Below are 25,546 nucleotides of genomic sequence, written 5' to 3'. Positions count from 1 at the left end.
CAAGAAATGTTAAATTGTTGGCACGAATATCATTACGGCAGCCCCACCGATGAGCCTGAAGCCAAACCCTGCCAACCCCACGGCCCCGCCGCCGCCAACGGTCCGTCATCACCAGGCGGCACTGGCGTTTAGACCCTGCTGTTGATCTCAACCCTCAAGAGCTTCGCAACAAGCGTTATACCTTGATAGCAGCCACAAGATCCTCATTGGGCGCGAGAGTGTCGGACACCGTCAAGCGCCCAAAAGCCTGATTCCAGTGCACCAGCAACTCTCCCAGCTGACAAGTCTGCTGGTGCAGTGCCCGCAACTCATCTTTCGTCTCTTTCGCCCCGGTGTAGAGCTTGATCGAGCGGTGTTTATCGGCCAGCGGGTGATCTGCGTACTTACTACGATACACCTCCAGCTTCCAGCGCAGGCTGTGCATGAGGTTACGGTAGTAATTCAGCTTGGTCGCCAGGTTCACTTTATGGACGTCTTCCAGGGCACCAAAAACCGAAAAGTCCATCGCAAACACCAGAATTTCCCGGCAATTTTCATCCGCCTTGACCGTGGCACTGCGGCTCTGCCCCAACAGCATGGCCAGGTCACCAAAGACTTCACCGGGGGTAATATAGTTCACCGCGGGTGAATTGTTATTGGCCAAAACAACCAACTGCCCCTTGAGCAGGAAATAAAGCCAGGATCCCGGAGTGCCGCGCTCAACCACAATTTCACCCGGTTCATAGGCGTGCACCTGAGAATACTGCAGCAACAACTCATACTGCCAGCTATCTTGCTGGTGAATCTGCTTGTAAAACGGAATCACCGAAATCAACTGCTCTATCAGAGCTCGGGGGTACTCATTGGCTGGCTTGCTATGCATGATAAAAACAATCTCACAACTCGAAAGGGCATTCGTATACCAGAAAGCGGTCACCGTGAAATGACAATTCGCCTCCCTGACAGCAGGAGCTTCTGCTCAGCGGGGCTCTGTAAGCGGTAAGCGGGCCTCTGTCGGGCAGCCACTGGCAATAGCTGGCTTTCAAGACACCCACTCAGCACAATATCATCATAATATCCATGGCTGACATCCAAGGCTTTTGCGCTTGCTGAACACAACAGGCCCGACTGGAACCGGCAACACTGTAGCGGATCTTTGCAAAAAAGCGACCCTATCTTCGACAGAACAGCCACTTCAGGGCAAGAAATATAACCAACAAAGACTGATTAATATATTTTTATGCCTGAGGGCGTATTTTCCATCGACAGCAGCCTAATTTAAGGCGAATTTCAGCCCTATCGATGCTTTTTGACCTTGCAGTCAGACCGAATTTCTGTAGAGTAGATAAAGCAACAATTTAAGCGCCAACCGTGCCTGCAGAGGCGCTCTCGGAGGCTTCGGAATTGGCACCGCTCGCCCTGCAAACAGGGTAACGAGCAAACCCCGGGGTATACCAACCTTATCTGGCCATGAGATTTCCAACTAATAAAAAGAGCAATCTACTATGTCTTGTCTTGCCCGAGGGGCTTTATTCGCCCTTTTAATGTTTCACCTACCATCAGCTTTGGCAGACTCGCTGTTAAACGGCCTTTCTGTTCACAAAGAACTGAATAAAGAGGCGTTTATCGGTGCTCTTTATACCGACAGCTTATCCAGCAACGCCAATGAGCTACTCAACAGCTCCGGTCGCAAGCGCCTGGAACTGCGCGTCACCGCCAAACGTCTGTCATCGCGCCGCCTGAACTCCATGTGGATCGAGGGTATGGCGATCAACAACCCGCCTCAATTGCTGACGGCACAAGCCAACAATATGGTGGCCTTTACCTCTCTGGTAAAACGCTCGCTGAAAGCCGGTGATGTGCTGTCCATTCGCGGGGCCGGCAATACCGTCGCCGTCACCCTGAACGACACCAAACTGGGAAGCATCGAGTCGGCGGACTTTTTCAACATGATACTGCGCACCTGGATCGGCAACGTGCCGCTGTCTTCAGACTTTCGCGATGGCCTGCTGACCGCAGGAGACGTCAACAACGATCTGCTGGCGCAATTTGAAAACATCAAACCCTCCGCAGCTCGTGTAAACGCCATTGCCAATTGGGGTAACCCTCAAGCAGCTTCTGCAGACCAGCAGGTTGCATCGACCAAAACGGAAACCAATGCCAACAAACCAGATCCGGACCTGAGTGCCAGCATGGCCGCCCCGGCGCTTACTGGCCCTTCCCTGATCGAAAAGCCCAAGATTATTGCCTCTGCCCCCAAGATTGCTCCCAAGGCTCCCGCCAAAGAGAAACAAGCCGCACCGGTCAAACCGGCAACTGTGGCCAAAGCCCCTGCGCAGCCTAAAAAGGTGGCCAAGCCGGCAGTCGCGGCAAAGCAGGCAGAGCCCATGGATGAAGATTTTGACGATGACAGCTTTGACGAAGAAGACAGCGGCCCAGCCCTCACCGCCGAAAGCCTGCTCAGTCGTCAGCTTTACCACTCCAACTTGCTGAAATGGACCTACCAGTACATTCGCTATCCGAAACGTGCCATCGCTCGCGGCCAGGAAGGCAGTGTACGCGTGGCGGTGGTCATTGACCGTGACGGCAACCTCAAGAACGTCGCCGAGGTCGAATCGTCCAAGCACGACATGCTAAACAGGGAGGCCCTGAAAGCCGTAGAGCGCGCCACCCCCTTCCCCAAGATGCCCGACGGAATTGACGGCAACGAATTCGCATTTTCTTTGCCAATTCAGTTCAAACTGCCATAACTTAAAGCTTACGCTGTTACAGCCAATAAAAAGCCCGGACATTCCGGGCTTTTTATTGGCTTACATCTGACGGGTCTGACCCGTTAATCTGCACTGCCTTTGGGCGGTGTCACTCCCCCGGAGCGGGGTAAGTGGGCAATTTTATCGCCCCCTTTAATCTCTGTGACTTTGACCGGACCCTCTTTCTCCACCTCATCAATTCGAATGATCGCCTGCATAGGGATATAGGAACGGGTGACCTTATCAAACTCGCTTTTCAGCTTTTCTTCGCCCGGGTCTACAATCATCTGAGAACGCTCGCCAAAGATAAACTCTTCGACCTCAATAAAACCGTACATATCACTCTGATAAATAGCCCGCGCATACACCTCATACACTTGGCTTTGGTTATAAAAAATGACTTTGTAAATGGGCTTGTCGGACATAAATCTGCTCTGAAATTCCATGCTGTTAGACTCTGCGTCATTAGGCTCTCGCCGCAAGACGTTAACGGGCCGTTACACTTTAAGGTAAGCACCACCCCTCACCACTGGCGGGGCGCGCAAGGATAGCACAAAATAGCGGATTTATTCCTTCCGCCGTATGGGCAATGGGGCCTGTCACCGCTATAATGCCCGCCCCAAGTTTTTTTGGCTAATTTTTGTTCAGCAGATTTGCGCTGAACTTTCAGTTTCATTGTACCGGGCTCTTCCGGTACCTACAGAAAGCCCTATACAGACAGGTCCACACAGGTAGTTTCATGGTTGATTCGGTGCAAAAGCCCACTAAAAAGCTGTTTATTCAGACCCACGGCTGTCAGATGAATGAATACGACTCCAATCGTATGCGCGACCTGCTGGGTGAATCACACCAGATGATCCCCACCGACGACCCTGCAGAAGCAGACGTTCTGCTGGTCAATACCTGCTCCATCCGGGAAAAAGCCCAGGACAAGCTGTTTCACCAGTTGGGGCGATGGAAGAAGCTCAAAGAGAAAAAGCCGGATCTCGTCATCGGTGTGGGCGGCTGCGTGGCCAGCCAGGAAGGCGAGGCCATTGCCAAGCGCGCGCCCTTCGTTGACCTGATCTTTGGCCCACAGACCCTGCACCGCTTGCCGGAAATGATGGAAACCCCCAAGGGCAATGGCGCCGTGGTGGTGGACATCAGCTTCCCGGAAATCGAAAAATTCGACAATCTGCCCGCACCCGAGGCGGACGGTGTCAGCGCCTTTGTCTCCATCATGGAAGGCTGTTCAAAATACTGCACGTTTTGCGTGGTGCCCTACACCCGCGGCGAAGAAGTCAGCCGCCCGGTGACCGATGTGCTGGCTGAAGTGGCCCACCTCGCCAGCCAGGGCGTGCGCGAAGTCAATTTACTGGGTCAAAACGTCAACGCCTTCCGCGCTGAAGGCCCAGACGGCTCCGTGGTGGATCTGGCCGAGCTGATCACCTATGTCGCCGCCATCGATGGCATTGACCGGATTCGCTTCACCACGTCACACCCGGTGGAATTCTCGGACAGCCTGATTGACGTCTACGGCGAGGTGCCCGAACTCGTCAGTCACCTGCATTTGCCTGTCCAGAGCGGTTCTGATCGCATCTTGATGGCCATGAAACGCGGTCATACGGTGCTGGAATACAAGTCCAAAATGCGTCGCCTGAAAAAAATTCGCCCCGACATCTGTTTCTCCTCCGACTTCATTGTGGGCTTCCCCGGAGAGACCGAGGCGGACTTCGAAGGCACCATGAACCTGATTCAGGACATCGGCTTCGACCTGTCATTCAGTTTCATCTACAGCCCCCGACCAGGTACGCCTGCGGCCGACCTGCCAGACAATACGCCTGAGGCGGTCAAAAAGGAGCGTCTGAAAATGCTGCAACAGCGCATCAATCAGCAGGCCTTCGAGATTTCCCGCAAAATGGTGGGCAATACCGAACGGGTCCTGGTGAGTGGCTACTCCAAAAAAGATCCGGGCCAACTGTCTGGCCGGACCGAAAACAACCGCGTGGTGAATTTCCGCTGCGATCAGCCCCAACTGATTGGCAAATTTGCCGACATCCTGATCGAAGAAGCGTTGCCAAATTCCTTGCGCGGCACCCTGCTCGGCTCTGAACTGGATGATGCCTGAGCCGTTGCCAACTGAGCGATTGACAACTAATAAGCCATTGACAACTAAGCCATTGCCACCGACGAGAACCCGCTGCCGGACAGAAGGCCATCCCGCTTCTGTCTGGCAGAATAAAGAAGACTCTTTTTAGAACCGATTAGCAGAAGTATAGATCTCCCCTCGCGACCCTATTTGGAGTAATCTACGCTAAAGACTTGCAACGAAGGACGGCCACACTAACATTTTGAACACTTCTTCCCCCATTCAGGCCGACAGCCCTTACCGGGTTGACCTAGAGCCCAACAATACCCGCAGACTGGCCGCGCTTTGTGGTCAATTTGACGAGCACCTGCGACAAATCGAACGCCGTTTGAACATCGAAATTCGCAACCGCGGCAACCAGTTTTCCATTTTTGGGGATACAGCGACCTCACGGATCGCCGGTCACCTGCTGAAAACGCTTTACCGCGACACCGATGCTGGCGCCGAATTAACCCCGGACGACATCCACCTGGCACTGCAACAAGCCCAGAACGAACGTCACCGTGGATCCACCAGCCACAGCCGAAATCCCCATCATTCGCCTTATTCAGAGCAAGAGCCAACGATGTCAGAAACCCATGCCCAAAAACCTGCAGGCCAGCAAAAGCCGGCCAAAGATCAGGACAACCTGCACTCGCTGACCCTGATCCGCACCAAGAAGTGTACGGTCAAACCCCGCGGACAGCACCAGCAGGATTATGTGCGCGCGATTCAGACTCACGACATCAACTTTGGTGTCGGACCGGCGGGCACAGGGAAGACCTACCTGGCGGTAGCCTGCGCGGTAGAAGCCCTGCTGAATGACGAAATCGAACGCATCCTGCTGGTTCGCCCGGCCGTCGAAGCCGGCGAAAAGCTGGGGTTTTTACCCGGCGATCTGTCACAAAAGGTCGACCCCTATCTGCGCCCTCTATACGACGCACTCTATGAAATGCTGGGGTTTGAAACCGTGGGCAAATTGATTGAGCGCAGCGTCATCGAAGTGGCCCCCCTGGCCTACATGCGCGGTCGTACCCTCAACAATTCATTCATTATTCTCGATGAGAGCCAGAACACAACCCGCGAACAAATGAAAATGTTCCTGACCCGTATTGGTTTCGGCTCCACCGCGGTGATTACCGGGGATCCTTCCCAAATTGACTTGCCCCGCGGGCACGCTTCCGGGCTGAAGCATGTCATTGACGTCTTGAAAGGTGTCAACGGCATCAGTTTCACCCATTTTGATTCCAAAGACGTGGTCAGGCACCCCCTCGTGCAACGCATTGTCGAAGCCTACGAATCCTCCGAAGAAGCTGACAATAAGGCCAATACCCAGCCCAATAGATCTGGCCTGGGCAACCGCCAAGATTGAGCACTTATGACACATAATGAACAGAGATCTGAATGAAGCCCCACTCAACAATAATTCCCATGGGGCAAGCCAGAAGCCTTTGATGAAAACAGACATTGATAACCAAGAGCCCGCCGTGGACCTCTGCCTGGACATCCAGTTCGCCAGCCAGGGCTGTGACCTCCCCAGTGAAGCGCAGCTCCAACAGTGGACCCTGGCCGCGCTGACTCAGGTCAGCCGACATGGCACGCCACAAAAAGCCATTGGCGAACAGGCGGAATTGAGCATCCGCATTGTCGACCGCGAAGAGAGCCAGCAACTGAACCATCAGTATCGCCAGAAAGACAAGCCCACCAATGTCCTGTCCTTTCCTGCCGATCTGCCCGCCGAGCTGAATTTGCCGCTGCTGGGCGACTTGGTCATCTGCGCCCCCGTGGTCACCGAGGAAGCCAGCGAGCAAAATAAGACCCTGAACGCCCATTGGGCTCACATGCTGGTACACGGCACCTTGCATTTACTCGGTTATGACCATATTAATGACTCGGATGCAGAAATCATGGAGCAACTGGAAACCGATATCCTGCGCGAGCTGGGTTTCCCGCCCCCCTATGAAACCATCGCCTAACACCCTATTATCAACCCCGGAAACCCCAGTATATTGATCAGGAGATCAACAGCGCCATGAACGAAGACCCTCCGAGTAGTCAGTCCACCTCGACCCGCCCGACCGAAAAAAGCTGGCTCGATAAAGTGCTCAACGCTTTTACCGCCGAGCCCAAGTCCCGGCAAGAACTACTCGAAATCATCAAAGAGGCTGCTGAAAACAAAGTCGTCGATGCTGAAGAGCTGGAGATCATCCAGGGCGCACTGGATGTTGCCGACCAGCAGGTTCGTGAAATTCTGGTCCCCCGTTCACAGATGGTGGTGGTGAATATCAATGCCCAGCCATCTGAACTGCTGCCTCTCGTCATCGAATCCGGGCACTCCCGCTTCCCCGTGGTCGGAGAGTCGACCGACGATATTCGCGGTGTCTTACTGGCCAAGGATCTGCTGCCCTTGATCCTCAACGGGACTGATAATTTTGCGCTGGATAACGTCATTCGCCCGGCCACGATCATTCCCGAGAGCAAGCGTCTCAATGTGTTACTGCGCGAATTCCGTGAAAACCGTTACCACATGGCCCTGGTCATTGATGAGTATGGCGGTATTTCCGGACTGGTCACCATTGAAGACATCCTCGAAGAGATTGTCGGCGAGATCGAAGATGAAACCGATGAAGATACGGACGATGCCTTCATCCGCAAAGTGGGCGAGAACGACTACATCATCAAGGCCCTGACCCCGATTGAAGACTTCAACGAGTACTTTGAGTCGGGCTTTAATGAAGACGAATTCGACACCATTGGCGGTATTCTGATGCGCGCCTTCGGCCATTTGCCACAACGCAATGAGGTTGCCGATATCGACGGCTACCAATTCCGTGTTCTCTACGCTGACAACCGCCAAATTCACCTGGTCCGACTCTCCACCCCCAGCTGAGCCCAAACATGACAACCCTCGCCCGCACCGATACTGCCAACAGTCGTTTGGCGGACCTTCCTCAATGGCTGCGGGTAACCATAGCTCTGTGTGCCGGCGGGCTTACCCCGTTGGCGCTCGCGCCACTGGGCTGGTGGCCGCTGAGCATCCTGACACCCGCCTGTTTCGCCCTGCTGTTGTGGCAGCAACCAATAAGGCAAAATTTCAACATCAGTTTCGCTTTTGGCCTGGGCTTATTTGCCGTGGGCGCCTCCTGGGTGTATGTCAGCATTCACGATTATGGTCATGCCCCCCTCTGGCTGGCGACCTTACTGACCGCCCTGTTCGTCAGCTTTTTGGCGCTGGTCTTCGCCCTTCCCTTTGCCTTGACGGTGTGGACTCCCAAAGTTTTCCAGCACCCCCGCTTTAAGCCCGGCACCGTGAACCCGCGGGCGTTCAAAAAAGCCGCGCAGGCCACCACAGCCAAAGCCAACGACCAGAGTTCAGCCGCCCACGTGTCAGTCAGCTCAGCGATGCCTTTAGGCCCCCACCTGCTGTGCTTCAGCCTGATCTGGGTATTGGGCGAGTGGAGCCGAAGCTGGTTTTTAACCGGCTTTCCGTGGTTGTTCGCCGGCTACAGCCAATGGCCCACCCCGCTGGCGGGCTGGGCGCCGGTCACCGGTGTTTACGGCGTGTCACTGGCGGTTCTGCTGAGCAGCTGCGGTTTGATGTATTTGCTGGTGGGGCAAAAGCTGACCGCCAAAATCACCACACTGGCAGTGCTGACGGGCCTCTGGGGGGGGGGGCAGATACTGCGGGGCATCGAATGGACGACCGCGTCCGCCCCCCCCAAGCAAGTCTCCCTTGTGCAAGCGAACATCCCACAGGAGAAAAAGTGGCAACCCAGCTTTCTGCAGCCCACCCTTGAGCGCTATCGTGAATTGTCCAAACCCGCCTGGCAGTCGGACTGGGTCATTTGGCCGGAGGCCGCCATTCCGCTGCTTTACCACCGTGCCCTGCCGTTTCTGGAGGAGGTGAATCAGCAGGCGGTCGCCACCCACACCGCCCTGATCACCGGCATTCTGTTTGATGACCAGCAGCGCGGCGACTATTACAACAGTGCCGCCGGGTTGGGATTGGCCGCAGGCATCTACCACAAGACACGCCTGGTGCCCTTTGGGGAGTATGTGCCGCTGGAGAATGTACTGCGAGGCCTTATCCAGTTCTTCAACCTGCCCACCTCCATCATTAACCGCGGCCCCGAAAATCAAGCCGGGCTGCAGATTGCCAACCTGCGTTTGGCCACCGCCATCTGCTACGAAATTGTCTACCCGGATCTGGTGGCCAGGCACAGTGAAAACCGGGATGTCATTCTGACCATCAGTAACGATGCCTGGTTTGGCGCCTCCTGGGGCCCACCCCAACACCTGGAAATGGCGCAGATGCGGGCCCTGGAAACAGGTCGCCCGGTCATCCGCGCCACCAATAACGGCATCAGTGCCTTCATCACCCCCAAAGGGCAGCTTACGCAGACCAGCGAGCAGTTTGTCCAAACGGTGATCACGGGCGAAGTCACCCCCATGCAGGGTTTTACCCCGTTCATGCGCTGGGGCAGCCTGCCCCTGATCGGCGTCTGCTTTCTGCTGTTGATGGGCGTCAGGGGGCTTGTCGCTCGGCGAGCATTGCCCTAGACCCTAAAGCCGACCCAATCCTCAAGCCGAGCTGACTCTCAAGCCAGCCAAACCCTCAAACCGGGCTTAACCCACAAGAAGGCAGGCCTCAATTCGCCACTGACGCTGAGCTTCATTCAACCAAAGGCCGAGGAGTGGTCCGGAAGGTGTTCTGTGCCACAGAAATCGGCCTTGTCAGGCGACCTCTGACGCGCGGCCTCCCAACAGTGACACCATCCTGCCTTCAGCCAGTAACGGCATCAGGAACGTTTCACAGGATACGCTGCTCATGGGCAGGCTTTTGCCTTGCAGTGGTGAGGTCCCTACCCACTGAAAGCTCCAGCGAAACCACTCAGGCTCTTCACCGGGCTGAAACTGGATAAAATCCACCTTTTCAGGCGGCACTTCCAGACGCTGGGTCAACTGATAAGCGAGGTGCTCGGCGCTGTTGGTTAATTGGCGAGCGGGAAATTCATTCGATGCCACCAAAATGACACTGTAACGGCCATCCCGAACAAAACATCGAAGTGTAACGGCGACCAGACGGCCCAGGCGGTTTTGCAACTGCACAGACTCGGCCTCAAACGGTATTTGAGTATTCATAAAGCACTATATATTTAAATTATTGTTATTATGACATCCATATATTTCGCTAATATTTAACCAACGAAACATAACCTTCCCTGGATTGCTGCTATCAAGTTACACGGATCCAATTGAATCTGATGACGTAAAACGCTTCAGAGCAACACAGACCTTTACTGCACAAACCCGAACAAACGTTCGAACTGTCAGGCGGCGCATATTACCACACCCACAGCTCAATTGCCCAACCCCTTTGCGATAATGCTCTTATACTTAAGGGATGAATATGACCTATTTCATCACCCCCTTTTCTGGCTCTGTTCGATCTGGCCGGGCGCGGCTTTTGCGACAACTGAAAGCCCTCACCTGGGCTACGCTGCTGGCCCTCACCTTAACCAACTGCTCGTTGAGGGTCAGTTACCCGTTTATGGATTGGTGGTTGGGCTGGCAAGTAAAAGACTACATATCCCTCAGCCCGTCTCAGGATGACCAACTGGAAACGGTGCTCGATCGCTTTCACCTCTGGCACCAAAACACCCAGCTGATCACCTACGCCAACACCGTGGATGAACTGGAATCCGAGTTGCAACACGCCAGCATCGAGCCGGAAATATTGGCCGTCTATGGCGCCAGGGCCAGCGAACTGTGGCTGGCCAGCCTTGACTACCTGCTACCGGACGTTCAACGGCTCTTTTTATCCATCTCGGAGGCGCAGTGGTCCGAATTCAAACACAACCTGAATGAACATATCGAAGAAGAAGCGGAACCGGTGCTGGACAAAACACCGGAAGAACGCACCAAGCGTCGGGCCAAACGGTTTGAAAAAACGGCGAAAACGTGGATTGGGCGGCTGGACCCGCAACAGAAGCATTGGGTCCGCGAATGGAGCCAAAACCTTCACTTTTTAACAGAAGTCGACATGCAGGAAAAAAGGCTGTGGATGAACAAAGCGGATCAACTGTTCCAAAACCGCTTCAACCTCTCTGAAGAACAACTGCAGCAACAGCTCAATGACTTGATTTCCGGTGAAGCGTCACGCTGGACACCAGACAATCAACAGTTGCTGGACGAAAACCGCCATCAAACCATGATCTTGATCAGTAGACTGCACGCTTCGCTGTCCGACAAGCAGCGCAAACGGTTATTTGAAAAGCTCGGCAGTTACCGCAGCGATTTGATCTATCTGTTTGAGAAAGCTCAAGCCGCCCGTTAGTGTGTCCGCTTGCAGCCGCAAGGTACTGATGGATCGCTAACGTCTGTCTTTGCAGCTTGTGAAGCCTCCGCTTGAAAGCTGTCTACTGCCAAAGCTTACAACTGCACCAGCCACCCTTCGAGCTCTTTTTCCAGACCGGTTTGCAACAAGCTGATACCGCCATCCACCGCGTCAACATAGGCCTCAATAATTTCAGAACCGAGCACAAACAACTGCCGGGCATCTGCCTTGGCGCAATCACCGTGAATGATGTCCTTGGAGATCGTATTCAGGAAAAACGCCAGCTTGAGCTCATAATTTTTCAGCTCAGTCAGGGTCTTCCAGCTGTTTTTGATTTCGTGCCGGATACCATCAATCTGATGGATCAGTTCCCGGTTTTGCCGCTCCGCACACTGCAACCAATACTGCAATTTTTTATCGTGCTCCGCATCACAATCACCCACCACCGCCGCGTGTGTGGCCAAACCGCGAATGCGGGCCAGCTGCTCAATCAGTTCGGGAACGTTGCGACACACCAGCGGTAAAATCAGCTCCGAATGCACCGGGTTTGCCGGCTCGACGGTTGCCGATAAACCACTGGCCGACATCAGGGGCTCTTCCAATCGATTCGCCAGACGAACACTCATCTGCAACAACTGCTCTATGAGGAACGAGTGGTATTCAAAGTTCTCCAACAGAGCGTCACCTTCCCAGTTGTGACACACCGTATTCCAGCCATGCTGGATATTTTCCTGCTCCCGTGGCGACACCAGATGATCAAATTGATCGCAGGTGTTGCGCAGCACCAACAGGCGTTTATTCACCTGCGCCTGCACCTGATTCACATCTTCCATGAACAAGCCATCGCCGGCGAGGTGTGCGAGACTCACCCCGCGGTGCCGCTGAATAGCGTTGACCAGACGGTTCAACTGGCGCATCAGGGTCAGGATTGAATGGCGCTCGCGGTAGACCCGGGTCACCGCTTCCATTTGCAATTTTTCGTGATCTTCAATCACAGCTTCGACTTCTACCACCGGATTGAACCCTCTTAGTTAACATTCTCGGATTATTAGTTAGCAAAGGTCGCGCCAGTTTGAAACTTGCCCCCAAACCCCATTCCTACAACCACCACACACTGGCGCTCGATCCTGATTTGGGCACACTGCCAGCCAAATGCGCTAATTTCGTGCACTGTCAGCACGATCTGTCGCCCCAAAACACGTCTGCTCGACCTAACGGCCCGTGAAACACCTGAAAACACCGGTCAAGGCCTCTCAAGACCTGGTTATGCCTTAAAAAATGGCTTATCGGGTTTTACCCGTTCACGGCCTTCCCTGAGCGGCTTTACGAACCCTCGAAGTCATTTTATGCGCCAACATTGTTATTTCGGCGTTGCTCCTCGTTTAACAACACGTCCCATAACCCACTTTACTGGCTTTCCGTCCACCGGTAGACCCAGCCCCCCAACCATTCGTGCAGAGCCCAATGGCTGGATTGCAAAGCCCGGGCACTGGGCAACCAACTCAAAAAGTCCGGCCCCGACGCCACAGAGGATTGCGGATCGTCCAACGCCGCGGTGAACCCCATAGGTGCTGGAACCACCTTCAGGCCGGCGGCTTCAAACACCCATTGCGCCCGGGGCATGTGCCATGCGTGCGTCACTAACAACACGCTTGCGATCCCTTCACGCTGTAATAACTCAGCGCTAAACCGGGCGTTTTCCGCCGTCGTGCGGCTGCGGGTCTCCAGCCATTCAACCGGCACGCCAAATTCTTCACGCAACACCCCGGCCATGAGATCGGCTTCGGCCTGCCGCTCCGTCTCAAACACACGCCCTCCGGTGACCAATACCGGCAGCTGAGTCTGTCGGTGCAGGCGGGCGCCGTAGCGCAGCCGGGCCAGGGTGCGATCGTTAACCGTATCGCCCCCGTATTCCTGAGCTCCGGTTTTTCGTCCGCCCCCCAGCACCACAATGGCCTGAGCAGATTGAACACGCTGCCCAGCCAGTGACACAACACGCTCTCCCGTCAGAGGAGCATCGGTTAGGGAAACCTCTGTGAGTGGAACCCCGGTTAGCGGCACACCAGTTAAAGGAACAACAGTTAGAGGAACATAGTCCCGCTCCAGCCACGCCAGCAGATTGTTGCCAACCACCGGCAATGACAGCAACCAGAGTGTGGCTAGCGAGGCGAACAACAGCAGCCGGGCAAATCGCGGCCAGCGCACCCAGCAAATAAGCGCAATCGCTGCCGTCAGAAAAGGCAGTGCGGGAGGTAAAAGCAACGTCTTTAGCAAGGCACGAAACACAGACCGAAATCCCTGGCAGGCGGATGGACAAGTAAAGGAAGAGTAGCAAGGATGGCCACAAAAAGAGAATAGTGAATGCCGTGAGGGGAGCCCTGCATTGCAGCAGCTCAAGTTCGGGAAGGTTCTCCAGCAGATCCGCATGAGGTTGGACTGGCGGAGCTCCGCCCAAAACAGCTGCGGTTTTTCGAGCGTGCGCCCCGGCTTAACAGCCCTCGTTAATGGGGTTTGCTCACCGCAAAAAAGCACCCCCCGCACGTCTGGCACGGCTGTACTGTCAGGGTCCCTCGGGCAAAATATTCATAACCACAATTCAAACAGGTCAGGTATTCATGGTCCGCGGTTTCCCTGGCCTGGCGAATGACGTCCGTCATGCGAAAACAGCTCTGTAACCGCTGCAAGTCAATACGGGTTGGGTCAGCCGCTTGGAGCATCCACAGAGCCGTGCGCTCCTCGATCGTGAACAGGCTATCTTTCAAATCATGCCAAAAACCCGATTCGGGCAGTTTTTCTGTGGGCGGTTGTTCAGGTTCTTTCATTTATTCAGCTCCCGGCGGAAGCAGTGCTCAGTCAAAGAAAGACTCAGAAGCAGTGTGCAACGATTCACTCACCACAAGCATAGTCAACAACCTGCAACCCTTCCGCCAGCCTCGTCCAGTAACGCCCAGAAATTGGCCATAACCCCAGTGAACAGGCGTGTTATAACTTGCCTCAAGCCAGCAAACCCACTACCCTTTGCGCCTTTATATTTGCAGGTATCCCGACAAACCATGAAACCGACCATTAAGGATGTGGCCAAGCTGGCAGGCGTGTCTTTTAAGACGGTTTCCCGTGTGATCAACAACGAACCCTCTGTCGGTGATGCCCTGCAAAAGAAAGTTTGGGCTGCCGTGAAAGAGTTGAATTACCAGCCCAATCTGTCTGCTCGCCACCTCCGTGGCGCCTCCTCCTTCATTGGCTTTATTTACGACAACCCCAACAGCCACTATGTGATCGGCATGCAGCACGGCATTCTCGAAGAATGCCACCGGCAGGGTTTTGAACTCGTTATTCACCCCTGTGATGCCAATTCCGACACCATCACCGATGAACTGGCAGAAATGGTAGAACGTGGACAATTGGCGGGCCTGGTACTGACGCCGCCGGTTTCTGAACGGGCAGAGATTGTCACCGAGCTGCACCGGCGCGGGATCAAATTCGTGCGAATCATTTCCGGCGCCAAGGCACCGGATCAGCTCTCGCCCTGCGTGGTGGTCGACGACCACAACGCCGCCCGGGAGATCACCCAATATTTGATCGACCTGGGACACACGCGCATCGGTTTCCTGTCCGGTGATACGGTGCACTCCTCTTCCGGGGAGCGGGAAGCCGGTTATCGCCAGGCCCTGCGCGACAACAACCTGGCGGAAGATGAAAGCCTGATACTGCAGGGCCAATACGCCTTCGAATCCGGGGTTGAACGCACCCAATCCCTGCTGGCCATGGACAATCCCCCCAGTGCTATCTTTGCCTGTAACGATGAAATCGCCGCCGGCACCCTCTTTGCCGCTCGCCTGCAAGGCGTAGAGGTTCCCGCGCAATTATCCATCGTGGGTTTCGAGGACAGTCCCTTTTCCCGCCAGACCTGGCCGAAACTCACCACGGCTCGCCAGCCCAACAGTGACATTGCCGCCAGCGCCACCGCCCTGCTGATTCAATCCACCCGCACGACCCGCAATGGCGACAATCCCGAACAGGAGATTGAAAGCGCCTTTCACCCCCAGCTGGTGGTGCGCGATTCAACGGCCGAATTCACTTAACACCGACTCGCCACAAACCAACACGCCCAGCCCCGCAAAACCCCAGCTCACCCAACACCGGATCCAACTTCTGTGCGAAATCTCGCACGGGCTGCCATCCCACAGCCCCCGGCGATTTCCGTCCGCCTTAGCCGCATCCCGCATCCCGCATCCCGGCAGAGTTTTGGCGGGCCACAAGCGTTAACGCGTTTTTCAACATCGCCTTAAAGAACGCCTAAAGCACTGCGAAAGAACACAAGACAACGTTGTCCGGCAATAATCTATCTGGTACAGTGGGATTAAATCACGATCATGGCTCTGCCCAGGATCACAACCATTAAAGTCTCTCGAGAGTCTGAGTGCGATGATAAAAGCTCTGATCGGTGCCCGCATTTTTGACGGTTACCAGTTTCTGGACAATTACGCAGTGGTGCTGGACGGTGAAGACATCACTCAACTCTTGCCCGAAGAACAGCTGCCCGCTGACATCGAGCGCCTTGCCCTGGACGGAGGGGTGCTCGCCCCCGGCCTGATTGACTTACAGGTGAACGGCGGTGGCGGTGTTTTGTTTAACAACGAGCCTAGCCTGGCGGGCATTAAAGCCATGCTGGCGGGTCATCGTACGGCTGGCACGACCAGCATGACCCCCACCCTCATCAGCGACACCACCGAGACTCTGCAAGCCGGCGTCCAGGCGGTTCAGGATGCCATGTCGGCCTCGGTGAAAGGCGTTCTCGGGGTCCACATCGAAGGTCCATTTTTTAATCTTTCCCGTCGCGGCACTCACAAAGCGGAATACATTCGCCCGCCGCAGGATCGGGACCTGAGCTGGATAATGGACGCCCAGCGTGCGTCTCCCGACATGAGCACGCTGGTAACCCTCGCCCCGGAACAAACCCAGCCCGGTCAAATCGCTGCACTGAGCAAAGCCGGCATCCGGGTCTGCGCAGGTCACACCGATGCGGATCACAAGACCATACAAGCGGCCCTTGCAGAAGGTCTGGTGGGTTTTACTCATTTGTACAACGCCATGCGCCCGCTAACCGGTCGCGACCCGGGTGTCGTTGGGGCCGCTCTGGCCGACCGCAACAGCTGGTGCGGCATCATCGCCGACGGTCATCACGTCAACCCTGTGGCCATCTCTGTGGCACTGGCAGCCAAACCAGCCGGTAAGCTCTATCTGGTCAGCGATGCCATGGCCACCGTGGGCAGCGCTCAAAAGAGCTTTGAAATCTACGGCGAAACCATTTGTGAAGAAAACGGCTGTCTGATCAATGCCGAAGGTCGCTTGGCCGGCAGCGCCATTGGCATGATCGACGGCGTAAAATTCTGCGTAGAATCGGTGGGCACTGCCCTGGAAGAAGCGCTGCGCATGGCGTCTCTTTACCCCGCGCAAATGATTCAAAAATCGGACATTCTCGGGCGCATCCGCAGGGGCTACCGCGCCGACCTGGTGCACTTTACGGATGAATTTCAGGTAATTCAGACCTGGGTTGCCGGACAGCATCAAGTTCACCGTTCAACCAACTCCTAAAAAACTCTCAGAACCACGGCGAAGCTCAGGAGCTCCACCATGCAAGTTGTCATTTTAGAATCTCCCCAGGCGGTCGCGGAATACGGGGCACACATTTTTATTCGCCGTTTACAAAAACAGCCCCGATCGGTGCTCGGCCTGGCCACCGGCTCCACCCCGGTGGCCCTGTACCAAACTTTGATTGAAGCCAATCAGGCGCAAGCCGTTTCGTTTCAGCAGGTCACCACTTACAACCTGGATGAATACCTCGGGCTCGATGGCGACCACCCGCAAAGCTACCGCCACTTCATGAACGAGCAATTGTTCAACCATATCGATATTGATAAAAACAACACCTTTGTGCCACCCGGCAGTGCCAGCAACCCCGTCAGCGCCTGCGACGAATACGAGCAGATGATTGAGCAAAGCGGTGGCATTGACATTCAACTGCTGGGCATTGGTCGCAATGGTCACATTGGTTTTAACGAACCCTCTTCCGGCTTGCGCTCACGAACACGGGTGAAGACCCTGACGCAAGCCACCATCGACGACAATGCCCGCTTTTTCGCTGCCGACGAGTTCCAGCCACACCTCTCCATCACCATGGGAATCGGCACCATCCTCGACAGCGCACAAGTGGTTCTGCTGGCCACCGGAAGCAGTAAAGCTGACGCGGTGTTTGCCACCGTTGAAGGCCCGATGTCGGCTTCCTGCCCGGCGTCCGCTCTGCAAATGCACCAGAACGCGGTCATCGTTATTGACGAAGAGGCTGCCGCAAAACTTGAACACAAAGACTTTTACAAACACATTGAGCGTGAAAACCAAAAGTTACTGACTCAGTTAGGACTCGACTGACACATTGGACTCACCCCGCACACAAGTAACGCCACCGCCCTAATGGCGACCTGTTTTTGACGGCGAAAACAGGTCGTACAGGCTTTGTACCGAGTGGGGCTTTTCCAACAAGGTTTTACTCTTTTTTTACTCTTCTTTTTTGCTACCGAGACCATCTATGCCGACACCAGCCCGGAATAAATACTTTAAAAAAACGGCTTTAGCGCTGCTGATCCCGGCGCTGGCAACACTGACCACCCTAACGGGGTGCCAGCTTGACACTGAGGCCTCAGCCATCAATCTTGATCAGCACGCCCTGGCCAACATGGCACAATCCCTCAAGGTTCGTTATCAAGTTCTGGATAACCGCACCGATGCCGGCTGTGACAGTGAGCGCTCGGATGGCTTTTGTTTTCGCGGACAGCTGTCACTCAGCTCTCCGGAGGGCATTTCATCGAAGGACTGGGTGCTGTATTTTTCCGACATGACACCGATTCAGTCCGTTGAAGGGAATGAATTTACCATCACCCACCTCAACGGTGACCTGCACCAACTGAAGCCCGGCAAAGATTTTCAAGGCATAACGGCCGGTGAAACCGTCAACATCCAGTTTCGCGGCAGCTATTGGCATTTGTCAAAAACCGACATTATGCCCAACTATTATTTGCTGGACGCGGCAGAGCAACTCAAACCCGAAATTGTCCGCAGTACCATCCCTGTCACCGATGCAGACACCGGCCTCGAAATCCTGCCCCATGCGGGGGACTTTACCGACCTTGACAAGCAGTTGAAACGCACACCGGAAGATCAGACCTCGCTGGCAACCAGCAGCGCGCTATTTGAACAAACAGACTCCACACTGCTGGATCGTCAGCAACTGGCCAGCGCGATCATTCCAACACCCAAACAGGTCAACATCGGCAGCGGGGAATTGTCCCTCGACCAGGGCATCAGTCTGCAAGGGGATGTTCCGGGCATGGCCAGTCTCCGTCCCGCGCTGGACGAATTACAGCGCTATGGCATCAGCCACAACAATGTCGGTGTGCCCATTACCTTCAAGCAACTAACCCCTTTGGCAGACACTGAGTCCGCCGCGCTGAACGCAGATCAGACTGCAAACACACAAGAGTGGTACCGGCTGGAGGTTAAGGACAGCGGTATTCGGATTGAAATGTACAACGCCACGGGAGCCGCTTACGCTCTGCGCACCCTGGCCAGCCTGATGTTTGTCGACAGCACCCGTATCCCGTTGCTCACCGTTACCGACAGTCCCCGCTACGCCTTCCGCGGCATGCATCTGGATGTCTCCCGCAACTTCCGCGACAAGCACTACGTCATCAAATTGCTGGAACAAATGTCGCGCTACAAGCTCAACCGCCTGCACCTCCACCTGGGCGATGATGAGGGCTGGCGAGTGGCCATCCGGGGATTGCCCGAGCTCACCGACATCGGCAGTCGCCGCTGCCACGACCCCGCTGAAAATCACTGCCTGATGCCACAGCTGGGCAGCGGCCCCGCCGTCGACAACCCGGCCAACGGCCACTACTCCCGTGCAGATTACATCGAGATTTTGCAAGCCGCCCAGGCACGGCATATTGAGGTCATTCCCTCGTTTGATATGCCGGGGCATTCACGCGCGGCCGTCGTGTCCATGGAGGCGCGCTATCGACGCTTGATCGCTGAAGAAAAGTACGCGGAAGCCAATCAGTACCGTTTGCTTGACCCACAGGACACCACCCAATATGAATCCATCCAGTTCTATCACGACAATACGCTGAATGTCTGCCTGGACTCCAGTTATCGCTTCGTCAACAAAGTCATCAATGAAGTCATCAATCTGCACCGCGATGCCGGCGTGCCCTTGACCCGCTATCACATTGGCGCGGATGAAACCGCCGGGGCCTGGATAGCGTCGCCCGCCTGCCAGGCATTGCTCAACGATGACGAGCTTAACCTCAACACTGCCCACGACCTGACGGGCTATTTTGTCGAAAAGGTCGCCAACCTAGTCGCCAATAAAGGCATCGTGCCGGCCGGCTGGAACGATGGCATGTCGGCAACCCGTGTGCACAATATGCCTGCCGCCGTTCAGTCCAACGCCTGGACCCCCTTGTTTTGGGATGGTCATAAAAGTGCTCATGAACAGGCCAACCGCCAATGGCAGGTGGTGATTTCCACTCCGGATGCCACCTACTTCGATTTTCCCCATGCGGCCGATCCGCTGGAGCGAGGTTATTACTGGGCAAGCCGCGGCACCAGCACAGAAAAAGTGTTCCAGTTCATGCCTGACAACCTGCCCGCTCACGCCGCCAGCTGGACCGACCGTCAAGGCCGGCCAATGACCCTTGATGATGGTGATAGCCACCTCAATCCCAAGGTGAAGTTTTACGGCCTTCAGGGCCACCTATGGACGGAAGTGACTCGCACTGACGAGCAGGCCGATTATATGATGTTCCCCCGCCTGACCGCGCTGGCCGAACGAGCCTGGCACCAGGCCGACTGGGAAGTCGACTACAACCATCAGGGCCAAACCTATTCCAGTCGCGATCCGTTAAGCGACGGCGACCAACGGTTGCGTCAGCAACAGTGGAATCGGTTTGCCAACACTCTGGCGCAAAAAGAACTGCCTAAGCTGGACCAGTACAATGTCCATTATCGAATCCCTACCGTGGGCGCTAAACTCAGCAACGGAGTTCTGGAAATCAAAGCCCCTTTGCCGGGTCTGCCACTGGAGTACCAGGACGGAGACAGCAACTGGCACCCATACTCGGCACCGGTTAACGTCTCGGGTAAGGTTCACGTCCGAGCACAATCGGCCAATGGTCAACGCAACGGCCGCGCGTTAGCGGCGGGAAGCAGCCTCAAAGACAATTAGCGGAAAGCTTACCACCCCCAGCGAGCCACAAGGACGAAACAACGGATGTTAACATTGAGAAAATTCGCCTGGCTTGGCAGCCTGGCGACCACTTGGGTCTTGACCACCTGCCCACTGCAAGCGGCCCCCGCCGCCACGCCGACACTGAGTGACTACGCGGCTTTGCCGGCGCTGCAATTGATGACCGTGTCACCGAGCGGAAATTACCTTGCCTTTCGCAACACCAAACACGATAACGACGTTGTGGTTATTTATTCTCGACAGCACAAAACCATGGAGGCTGCGTACGACATCTCCGCCATTCTGCCGCACAAGCTGTCCTTTATTGATGATGAGCGACTCATTTTGATTGGCTCTCACTATAAAAAACTGTCCGGCTACCGCAGAGCCTTCAGTTTGCAAACCGCCTTCTTACTGGATAAAGACAACCGCAAACCACAACAACTGCTCACTCCCGGTGACGTTATCTACAAAGGGCAGACTGGCCTGGGAAAAATTGTCGGTATCAATCCCGACCACACCTCCGTCTATATGCCGGCTTTCGTAGGCAAATCCAACTCTGACCCAACCCCCGCCTATGCGCTGATGATGGTCGATCTGGCACATCCGAAAAACCCCAAACTGTTTGAGCGCGGCAGCGACCACACACGGGATTATTTTTTAAACCCCGCTGGTGAGCTTGTCGTCGAAGTTGTCTACAATCCGCTGAAAAGCCAACACGCCGTCATCGTTCACAATCAGGGCACAGAAAAAGTCATTTTCGAACAAACCACCGATCTGCCCAACTATCAATTTGCCGCGCTCACCCCCGACCTGAACGCCATCATCGCAATTAAAAAAGACGCCACCAGCGACCATGACTCCTACTATGAAATGTCACTCGTGGACGGCCGTCTTCATAAAACACAGTTTGGCAAACCGGATGCAGACATAGATGCGATCATCACCGACATCAACCGCATTGCTCAGGGCATTAGGTACACAGGCTTTCACCCCAGCTATCAAATGTTTGACCCGGCTTTGCAGACACAGCTCGAACACATCATGGCGCAATTCCCTCAACAATCCGTACACCTGATCGACGCCAATCAGGCTTTGGGGCAGGTGTTGATCCAGGTTGAGGGATCCGGCTACTCCGGTGACTATTATTTATTTTCTCGCCATGCCGATCCGGTGCATCTGGGCTCGACGCGTCCCAACATCCCTGCCAGCACGATTCATCCGGTTACGCCCATTCGCTATCAAGCCCGGGACGGACTTGTTATCCCGGCCTTATTGACCGTGCCCCGAGAAAAGATTGAGACATTGCAAAACTTGCCGGCCATCATTCTTCCCCACGGCGGACCCGAAACCAACGACACCATCCGTTTTGACTGGCTGGCCCAGGCCTTCGCCAACCAGGGGTACCTGGTGCTGCAGCCACAATTTCGTGGCTCTGCCGGCTTCGGTGCCGCGTTCGCCAAAGCCGGTCACGGCGAATGGGGGCAAAAAGTCCAGCATGACATTACCGATGGCGTGGGGTTTTTAGCAGCTCAGGGCATCATCAACCCCAACAAAGTCTGTACTGTCGGTGCCAGTTACGGTGGTTATGCCGCCCTTGCTGGTGGTGCTTTCACGCCAGATGTGTACCAGTGTGTTGTTGCCATTAACGGTGTTTCCGATCTGAACCGGCTGATAACAACGGAAGAGTTTGAGCATGGCACAAAGTCACTCAGCGCTAATTACTGGAAACGGCTGATCGCGAATCGCAGGCTGAATGACCAGCAACTGGAGAACAGATCGCCAATCAACTTTGCGGATCAGTTCCAGGCCCCCGTCCTCTTGATTCATGCCGAAAATGATGAAGTCGTGCGCTTTCGTCAATCCAAAGGCATGTACAAAAGCCTAAAGCGGGCCAAAAAATCCACCACACTGATCAAGCTGGAAGACGAAAACCATCACCTGATGAGCGAAGCCGGCAGACAAAAAGCACTCCGGGAAATAATCAATTTCGTCAATGCAAATATTGGTACCCAGTGACATCAGAGCGTCGATACGGGTTTAAGACAGCAACGGCAAAGCTGCATCGGTTTTATTTCAGGCAAAAAAAAGGGTAAATACACATTTACCCAAAAGCCTCGAACAGACAAGGAGAACGAAAGAAGCTGAACTACTGGCCCATCGCCATAAGCCAGTTGGCGTGATGGGGCTTGAATTTTTTGGCCGTGCGACGACACAAGCGGCGCGAACGCTCTGCTGAGCGGGTGTCTTCCAGCGTATCATCCGAAAATTCCGGGTAATGCCCCATACCGGAGAAAATGGCATACCAGGAAGGCCGCATATAGATCTGAAACGCTTTTTCGGCGGTTAACGCTGCATCGAAATCTGTTCCCTGTTCCCAGCTTTGCATCAGTTTGGCAAGGCTTGCGGAGGTGTTTCCCTGTTCCCGGCTATCCCGCCAATAGGCTGTGTCATCGCGGGAATTGAGTCGGTAGTGCAGTGACACATAATCTCTGGTGCCGTCAAAAGCTTTGTTCACGTGATCATTGAAGCTTTGGCGATGTACATCGGTGAAGCCGCCTTTTTCAAAGTGTTCAATAAAACGTTCAACGGTAAATTGAATCAAACCAATCGCCGTCGCCTCCAAAGGCTCAATAAAACCCTGCGACAGACCGGCAGCCACACAATTGTTTTTCCAGTGCTGGCTGACCCGGCCCACACGCATCTTCAGGTGTCTGGCCTCAACGCCCTCGGCCTCGGCACCCAACTGCTGTCTGAGCTCCTGCTCGGCGGCTTCTGCCGATAAATACCGAGAAGAATACACATAGCCATTGCCGTAGCGAGTGGTCAGGGGAATACGCCACATCCAACCAGCAGAGGCTGCCCGGGAAACCGTGTCCGAAGGAATCGGCTGACGGGCATCCAGCGGCGTGGGCAGCGCCACCGCCCGGTCGTTAAACAAGGTATCGGAGTATGCAATAAACGGTTCCTGCAGCGCCTTGCCCATCAGCAGGGACGCGAATCCGCTGCAGTCAAAAAACACGTCTGCAGTCACACAGCCGTGCTCACCGGTCGCCAGGTGCTTGATATTCCCCTCGCTGCACAGCGCTACGTCGGTGACATTATCAATCACATGTTTAACACCCCGCGTGCGGGCAAAGTTCTTTAAAAAAGTCGCCAACAATCCGGCATCAAAGTGATAGGCGTAGTCGTGCTCAAACTCAAACAACTGTCGGGGAATGGGCGACAGTTGTTGCCGAGCCAATTCAGCGGCGACAAAATACTCGTCGGGATGAGCCGCCACCCGTTGGCCGCGTCGGCGTAAATTACAGTTATTGAAAAAATCGGCGGCCGGCTCCAGGTCAAGCTGGGAAAAAAACGGGTGAAAGTAGCTTTCATGTCCGGGCTTGGTGGACCACTCGGGAAAACTGATCCCGCATTTATACGTGGCATTACAGGCCGGCATCCACTCCTTCTCGGTGATCCCGAGTCGCTTAAAAAACTCGCGCATGTATGGGGTGGAGCCTTCACCGACCCCGATGGTGTCAATGTCAGCCGATTCAATCAGGGTCACTCGGGTCGGGGCTGAGTCCTGCCGCTTGTCACTAATGCCCCATGCCTGACTCAACAAACAGGCGGCCATCCAGCCAGCGGTACCGCCACCCACGACAATGATATGTTCAGGTTTACTCATGCACCATCCCCTGTGAGTGAAGCCCGGCGGCCCAAACGGGCACTCCCCCGACCGGATTCCAGCTTCACTTAACGACCCGTCCAACTCTTAAGTTTATGGCCTTTCAACGCGTAGAAAAGAATGAACAGGTAACACGGAATCATAACCCAGTAGGCACCCTGTGAATCACCGGAAGCATCGGCAATCGCACCATAGAGAAACGGGAAGATCGCGCCACCGGAAATCGCCATAATCAACAGTGCAGAACCGGTGCTGGTCAACCGCCCCAAACCGGTCAGTGCCATCGGCCAGATAGCCGGCCACACCAGCGCATTGGCAAAGCCCAGCAAGGCGATGAATAACACCACATTGGGAATCTCCGGCACACCGGTCCAGGCAAACATCGCGTTCCAGACGGCATAGCTGTCGCCGCTGCCGGTCATCACCATCACCGACAGTACCAGCCCCAGCACGGCTGAAATCACCAGCGCCGTTTCTTGCTTAATCCAGCGCGGGATCACAATCATCCCCACGACATACGCCGACACCATGAACACCATGGTGTAAGAAGTGAGCTGGCCAAAGTTGGTCACGCCCATCTCTTTACCAAACAGGCCAATGGTGTCCCCGGCAATCACCTCGACCCCGACGTAAAAGAACAGGGCAATCACACCCAGAATCAGGTTGGGGTACTGCATGACACTGGCAGCGCTGTCATCACTGTCATCCTGCTGAGTTTCAATTTCCGGCAGCGGTGAAAAATGCACCATAGCCGCCAGCGCCAGCAACATCACCGCCATAATCAGATAAGGGGCAACCAGGCGAGAAGACAGGGCTTCCAGCTCGGCAATTTTATGAGCCGGATCCAGTGTTGCCAGATGCGCCTCGGTAAACTGGGACATATCACTGAGAATGAACGCGGTGAATACCAATGGCGCCACAATACCGGCACCTTTGTTCATCAAGCCCATGATACTGATGCGAACCGCAGCAGTTTCATGTGGACCAATATGCACAATGTACGGATTGGAAGCCGTTTGCAGAATGGTCAGGCCGGTCCCCAGAATAAACAGTGCCACCAGAAAGATGCTGAACATGCGCGCTTCAGCCGCGGGAATAAAAATCAGTGAGCCCACAGCCATGATCACCAACCCCAACATCATGCCTTTGCGGTAACCGGTACGGCGCAGTATCACCGACATGGGCAGCGCCATGACCGTGTAGGAAATGTAAAACGCCATGGTCACCAGATAGGCTTCCATGTGCGTCAACTCACAGGCAATTTGTAAAAAAGGAATCAGCGAGCCATTCAGCCAGGTCACAAATCCAAAGATAAAAAACAATGTGCCTACAATGAACATAGGCATGACACTGGACCCATGCCGCTCTGTTTGACTCACTACCGTATCCATCATGTTTACCTTATAAGTTTTATTGT

General features: G+C 54.9%; 20 protein-coding genes. 12 read left to right on the top strand and 8 right to left on the bottom strand.

The window, feature by feature from the left end; translation table 11 throughout:
• Positions 1–175: 175 nt before the first annotated feature.
• Complete coding sequence (locus tag G8770_RS05760) at positions 176–862, bottom strand: cyclic nucleotide-binding domain-containing protein (protein WP_167183058.1); 687 nt, start codon at positions 860–862, stop codon at positions 176–178.
• A gap of 622 nt (positions 863–1,484) precedes the next feature.
• Here G8770_RS05760 and G8770_RS05755 point away from each other — a divergent pair.
• Positions 1,485–2,729, top strand: a complete 1,245-nt coding sequence (locus G8770_RS05755; protein WP_167183055.1) for a TonB family protein — start codon at positions 1,485–1,487, stop codon at positions 2,727–2,729.
• Positions 2,730–2,812: 83 nt separating this feature from the next.
• Here G8770_RS05755 and G8770_RS05750 read toward each other — a convergent pair whose 3' ends face one another.
• A complete protein-coding gene (locus G8770_RS05750) occupies positions 2,813–3,154 on the bottom strand; it encodes a DUF1820 family protein (protein WP_208022069.1) in 342 nt (113 codons plus the stop codon).
• Between the two features lie 314 nt (positions 3,155–3,468).
• On the opposite strand from G8770_RS05750, the gene miaB reads away from it, so the two are divergent.
• The 5 genes from miaB to lnt all read left to right on the top strand — a co-directional run bounded on the left by miaB (position 3,469) and on the right by lnt (position 9,396).
• Positions 3,469–4,836 (top strand): tRNA (N6-isopentenyl adenosine(37)-C2)-methylthiotransferase MiaB, encoded by a 1,368-nt coding sequence (gene miaB, locus G8770_RS05745; RefSeq protein ID WP_167183051.1) that lies wholly within the window; start codon positions 3,469–3,471, stop codon positions 4,834–4,836.
• Between the two features lie 223 nt (positions 4,837–5,059).
• Positions 5,060–6,208, top strand: coding sequence for a PhoH family protein (locus tag G8770_RS05740; RefSeq protein WP_208022068.1), 1,149 nt, complete (start codon positions 5,060–5,062; stop codon positions 6,206–6,208).
• Positions 6,209–6,290: 82 nt separating this feature from the next.
• Positions 6,291–6,812, top strand: a complete 522-nt coding sequence (gene ybeY, locus G8770_RS05735) for an rRNA maturation RNase YbeY (RefSeq protein ID WP_167183047.1) — start codon at positions 6,291–6,293, stop codon at positions 6,810–6,812.
• Positions 6,813–6,868: 56 nt separating this feature from the next.
• Positions 6,869–7,726, top strand: coding sequence for an HlyC/CorC family transporter (locus G8770_RS05730; protein WP_167183044.1), 858 nt, complete (start codon positions 6,869–6,871; stop codon positions 7,724–7,726).
• Between the two features lie 8 nt (positions 7,727–7,734).
• Complete coding sequence (gene lnt / locus G8770_RS05725) at positions 7,735–9,396, top strand: apolipoprotein N-acyltransferase (RefSeq protein ID WP_167183024.1); 1,662 nt, start codon at positions 7,735–7,737, stop codon at positions 9,394–9,396.
• Between the two features lie 174 nt (positions 9,397–9,570).
• Here the strand turns inward: lnt and G8770_RS05720 are convergent, their stop codons facing one another.
• A complete protein-coding gene (locus G8770_RS05720) occupies positions 9,571–9,978 on the bottom strand; it encodes a hypothetical protein (protein WP_167183021.1) in 408 nt (135 codons plus the stop codon).
• 268 nt (positions 9,979–10,246) lie between these two features.
• On the opposite strand from G8770_RS05720, the gene G8770_RS05715 reads away from it, so the two are divergent.
• Positions 10,247–11,173 (top strand): DUF6279 family lipoprotein, encoded by a 927-nt coding sequence (locus G8770_RS05715; RefSeq protein ID WP_167183018.1) that lies wholly within the window; start codon positions 10,247–10,249, stop codon positions 11,171–11,173.
• A 95-nt stretch (positions 11,174–11,268) separates the two neighbouring features.
• On the opposite strand, the gene G8770_RS05710 is transcribed toward G8770_RS05715, so the two are convergent.
• From G8770_RS05710 to G8770_RS05700, 3 genes are all read right to left on the bottom strand, one after another.
• A complete protein-coding gene (locus G8770_RS05710) occupies positions 11,269–12,186 on the bottom strand; it encodes a hypothetical protein (protein ID WP_167183015.1) in 918 nt (305 codons plus the stop codon).
• 394 nt (positions 12,187–12,580) lie between these two features.
• A complete protein-coding gene (locus G8770_RS05705) occupies positions 12,581–13,459 on the bottom strand; it encodes an ElyC/SanA/YdcF family protein (RefSeq protein ID WP_208022067.1) in 879 nt (292 codons plus the stop codon).
• Positions 13,460–13,674: 215 nt separating this feature from the next.
• Positions 13,675–13,995 carry a zinc ribbon-containing protein gene (locus G8770_RS05700; RefSeq protein WP_167183009.1) on the bottom strand — a complete coding sequence of 107 codons (321 nt, stop codon included), beginning with the start codon at positions 13,993–13,995 and terminating at the stop codon, positions 13,675–13,677.
• A gap of 231 nt (positions 13,996–14,226) precedes the next feature.
• On the opposite strand from G8770_RS05700, the gene G8770_RS05695 reads away from it, so the two are divergent.
• The 5 genes from G8770_RS05695 to G8770_RS05675 all read left to right on the top strand — a co-directional run bounded on the left by G8770_RS05695 (position 14,227) and on the right by G8770_RS05675 (position 22,475).
• Positions 14,227–15,255, top strand: coding sequence for a LacI family DNA-binding transcriptional regulator (locus G8770_RS05695; protein ID WP_167183006.1), 1,029 nt, complete (start codon positions 14,227–14,229; stop codon positions 15,253–15,255).
• A 343-nt stretch (positions 15,256–15,598) separates the two neighbouring features.
• A complete protein-coding gene (gene nagA / locus G8770_RS05690; protein ID WP_167183003.1) occupies positions 15,599–16,768 on the top strand; it encodes an N-acetylglucosamine-6-phosphate deacetylase in 1,170 nt (389 codons plus the stop codon).
• A gap of 39 nt (positions 16,769–16,807) precedes the next feature.
• On the top strand, positions 16,808–17,602 hold the full coding sequence (nagB, locus tag G8770_RS05685) for a glucosamine-6-phosphate deaminase (RefSeq protein WP_167183000.1): 795 nt from the start codon (positions 16,808–16,810) through the stop codon (positions 17,600–17,602).
• 157 nt (positions 17,603–17,759) lie between these two features.
• A complete protein-coding gene (locus G8770_RS05680) occupies positions 17,760–20,456 on the top strand; it encodes a family 20 glycosylhydrolase (protein ID WP_167182997.1) in 2,697 nt (898 codons plus the stop codon).
• 45 nt (positions 20,457–20,501) lie between these two features.
• Positions 20,502–22,475 carry an alpha/beta hydrolase family protein gene (locus tag G8770_RS05675; RefSeq protein WP_167182994.1) on the top strand — a complete coding sequence of 658 codons (1,974 nt, stop codon included), beginning with the start codon at positions 20,502–20,504 and terminating at the stop codon, positions 22,473–22,475.
• A gap of 130 nt (positions 22,476–22,605) precedes the next feature.
• Here the strand turns inward: G8770_RS05675 and G8770_RS05670 are convergent, their stop codons facing one another.
• Together G8770_RS05670 and G8770_RS05665 are read right to left on the bottom strand one after the other, a co-directional pair.
• Positions 22,606–24,129 (bottom strand): tryptophan halogenase family protein, encoded by a 1,524-nt coding sequence (locus tag G8770_RS05670; protein ID WP_167182991.1) that lies wholly within the window; start codon positions 24,127–24,129, stop codon positions 22,606–22,608.
• Between the two features lie 68 nt (positions 24,130–24,197).
• The gene (locus tag G8770_RS05665) at positions 24,198–25,520 is read right to left on the bottom strand and encodes a sugar MFS transporter (RefSeq protein ID WP_167182988.1); all 1,323 of its coding nucleotides are present in this window, start codon (positions 25,518–25,520) and stop codon (positions 24,198–24,200) included.
• Positions 25,521–25,546: the final 26 nt, after the last annotated feature.

The organism is Pseudomaricurvus hydrocarbonicus, from assembly GCF_011602365.1.
Taxonomy (GTDB): Bacteria; Pseudomonadota; Gammaproteobacteria; order Pseudomonadales; family Cellvibrionaceae; genus Pseudomaricurvus; species Pseudomaricurvus hydrocarbonicus.
The sequence above is the reverse complement of the archived record's forward strand: the minus strand, read 5'-3'. Positions and strand labels throughout refer to the sequence as shown.